The organism is Chamaesiphon sp. OTE_75_metabat_556, assembly GCF_031378165.1.
Classification (GTDB): Bacteria; Cyanobacteriota; Cyanobacteriia; order Cyanobacteriales; family Chamaesiphonaceae; genus Chamaesiphon.
In genome coordinates this window covers 1-3,246 of sequence record NZ_JANNDR010000221.1, presented here as the reverse complement: position 1 = coordinate 3,246, position 3,246 = coordinate 1, and the positions used below count along the sequence as shown (strand labels likewise).

Annotated in this window: 2 protein-coding genes and 1 pseudogene; 1 reads left to right on the top strand and 2 read right to left on the bottom strand. The window is 51.0% G+C overall.

Annotated features, from left to right (window positions below; translation table 11 throughout):
* Positions 1-243, bottom strand: a pseudogene (locus tag RMO27_RS09095) (hypothetical protein); the annotation flags it as partial.
* Between the two features lie 88 nt (positions 244-331).
* On the opposite strand from RMO27_RS09095, the gene RMO27_RS09090 reads away from it, so the two are divergent.
* A complete protein-coding gene (locus RMO27_RS09090; RefSeq protein WP_309731557.1) occupies positions 332-607 on the top strand; it encodes a BrnA antitoxin family protein in 276 nt (91 codons plus the stop codon).
* An 81-nt stretch (positions 608-688) separates the two neighbouring features.
* Here RMO27_RS09090 and pnp read toward each other — a convergent pair whose 3' ends face one another.
* On the bottom strand, positions 689-2,797 hold the full coding sequence (gene pnp / locus RMO27_RS09085) for a polyribonucleotide nucleotidyltransferase (RefSeq protein ID WP_309731556.1): 2,109 nt from the start codon (positions 2,795-2,797) through the stop codon (positions 689-691).
* Positions 2,798-3,246 lie beyond the last annotated feature (449 nt).

The following is a 3,246-nucleotide window of genomic DNA, read 5'->3' as shown; positions in this document are numbered from 1 at the left end:
ATCAATCGAACTTAACATATTCACTAGTCCTTCTGACAATTTCTCTAGCTTCTCCATCCTCGCCTCATGATTGAGCCTGTCTGTGGCAGCTTGGTCTAACATTGCTTGAATCGCACGGGAATTAGAATCGACAATCGCTTGGGTTGCTCGTTGGGCAGCCGCAGTTTCTTGTTGGGCAGCCGTAGTTTCTCGCTGGGCAACTACGATCGATTGCAGCAATAGTTGCATTTCTTCAAAGGTCATGTGTTAATCTCCTGAATTTGGTAATCATATCTTACTGGAAATCAACCACATCTGTCATGAAAATATCAAATGCGATCGGATAAGCGATATGAACAAAAATGACTCGAACAATACCTCAGGTACTAATTGGGAAGCATTAGCAGCAATGTCTGGTGACAACATTGATTACTCAGATATTCCACCCTTGACAGATGAATTTTTTGAGCGGGCAACGCTGCGAATTCCCGCAGCACAGGCTCAGAATTTGGTGCATCTAGACCCCGATGTGATGAAATGGTTTCAGTCTCAAGGGGTAAAGCCGACGGAAATGATTAATACAGTTCTGCGCCGATATATTGAAGATAACACCCGACAATCTGCATAAAATATCTGCTATGAAAATGCCAGCCTAATGAAATCACTAGGCTGGCATCTTTTACACAAAAAATTCGATTAGTTTAGAATCCTATCCTTTCCGTGCTGCGGCAGCTTCATCGGGATGAATGTTCAACCGAGTTAGATTGACACGTCCTTTATTGTCGATTTCGCGAACTTTGACAATCACTTCATCGCCAACGCCGACTTCATCTTCGACTTTGCCGACGCGATGATCGGCGAGTTGGGAGATGTGGATCATTCCTTCTTTGCCTGGTAGCAGCTCCACAAAGGCACCGATCGGAATAATCCGAGTCACACGACCTAAATAGACATCACCTTCGTTCAGACGGCGGGTTAGCCCCTGGACGATTTGGATCGCGCGTTTGGCTTTGTCGTTATCGACGGCAGAAACGGTGACGGTGCCATCATCATCGATGTCGATTTTGGCTCCGGTTTCCTCGGTGATCCCTTTGATTGTCTTACCGCCAGGTCCAATTACCAAGCCGATCAGTTCTGGATCGATTTTGAAGGTGAGTAAGCGTGGGGCGTAGGGTGAGAGTTCTTCGCGGGGTTTGTCGATCGCAGCCAACATTTTCTCTAGAATATGTAGGCGGGCGGGACGTGCTTTATTAATTGCTTCGGCAATTGTCACCATCGGTAAACCGCTGATTTTCATGTCCATTTGCAGGGCGGTGATTCCGGTGTCGGTACCCGCTACTTTAAAGTCCATGTCGCCGAGGAAATCTTCGATCCCTTGGATATCAGTCAGTACGCGCACTTCGTCGCCTTCTTTGATTAGTCCCATTGCCGCACCACTGACAGGTTTGGAGATGGGCACACCAGCATCCATCAGCGCGAGGGTTGAGCCACAGACCGAACCCATCGAGGTTGAACCGTTGGAAGAGAGTACTTCTGAGACGATTCGCAGTACATATGGGAACTCATCTTTGCTGGGCAATACTGGGATCAGAGCGCGTTCTGCCAGGGCACCATGCCCAATTTCACGGCGACCTGGGCCACGCATAGGTCGAGTTTCACCGACGGAGTAAGGGGGGAAATTATAGTGGTGAATATACCGTTTGGTATTTTCAGGGTTGAGATCGTCGCCGAGATCCTGAGCATCGCCTGGAGTACCGAGGGTACAGGCAGACAGTACTTGAGTCAGACCCCGATTGAACAAACCCGTCCCGTGAACGCGCTTGGGCAGTACGCCAACAAAACAGGAGATCGGGCGGACTTCATCAAGTGCGCGTCCGTCTACTCGTCGTCCAGTTTCGATTACCTGTTGACGCATCATTTTCTTGGTGATGCTCTTGAACAGGGTGCTGACGACTTTACTGTCAGTAGCGGCGGCGACTTTAATTGGATCTTCTTCTGGTAAAGCGGCGATTTCTTCCACTGCTTTGGCTTTGATTGCATCTAGCTCGGTATCGCGCACGCCTTTAGGTTCGTATTTACCGAGGGTTAGCTTGATGCTTTCGGTAGTACGATCGCGGAGAAAGTTTTCCAACGTGGGATCGGTAATCGGTTTCTCCGCCTGAACAATGCCAATTCCGAGTTCTGCTAGCAATTCCCGTTGCGCGGTGATTAGCTCTAGAACAGCTTCATAGCCAAAGTCGATCGCTTCGATGATATCCTGCTCTGGCAGTTGATTGGCACCTGCTTCGACCATGATAATCCCGTCGGGAGTACCCGCCACAACCAGATCCAAGTCGCCAATCTGCACTTCACGGTAGGTCGGATTGATGATAAAGTCATCCCCGACCAAACCAACTCGAACCGCCGCCATCGGGCCATTAAAGGGCATTCCCGCGAGGAGAGTAGCGATCGAAGCTCCAGTTACCGCCAAGACATCTGGGGGCACTTGCTCGTCCAGAGACATGGTAGTGGCGACGATTTGAATATCATCTCGCAACCAGTCTGGAAACAGCGGACGCATGGGTCTGTCAATCAATCGACTAGTCAAGGTGACTTTTTCTGGTGCTCTACCTTCACGCCGCAGGAACCCGCCAGGAATGCGTCCGGCTGCATAGATTCTCTCTTCATACTCTACGAGCAATGGTAGGAAATCAATTCCTTCCCGTCCTTTCGATCGAGTTGCTGTAACTAAAACACTGGTATCGCCAGATTCAATCAATACGCTACCGCCAGCTTGGGGTGCGTATACTCCAACCTTAAGCCTGATATCCCTACCCATCGGTGCTCCGCTGGGCGGGTCCGGCCTTGCGGCAGTCGTCGCACGGGATCTCGATTCGCTTTACATCGTCTCGATCTCGGCTGCCCATGACACGATTGTCTGGGCATCAGGAACACGAAATGGGTCGCTCGGTGGCACCTACTCCATCACCGGTGGTCAATTCACCGGTCAGTCCGGAATGTGGCGACTTGAGCCTCAGTCCAGACTCGCGCCCACAGCCTTGGTGTTGATCGCACTATTTGGTGCTGTCGCCATCGTCTTGCTCCTATCCGTCGGGGCAACGCTTGCGTGCGACACGTGGTGGCGACGGCACGATCCGGCATCCATCGTAGGCTTGACGGCAGACGAGCGAACGAAGCTGAATTCGTTGGGTGGATGGCTGGCCGTGACGGTGATCGGCAATTTCATCCTTGCCATGTACATGCTCGCGACGGTTGGAAGCATTCTCG

Excerpts from the sequence above, each read along its gene's own strand:
- RMO27_RS09090 (WP_309731557.1), top strand. The coding sequence starts at position 332 with ATGAACAAAAATGACTCGAACAATACCTCAGGTACTAATTGGGAAGCA.
- pnp (WP_309731556.1), bottom strand. The coding sequence starts at position 2,797 with ATGGGTAGGGATATCAGGCTTAAGGTTGGAGTATACGCACCCCAAGCT.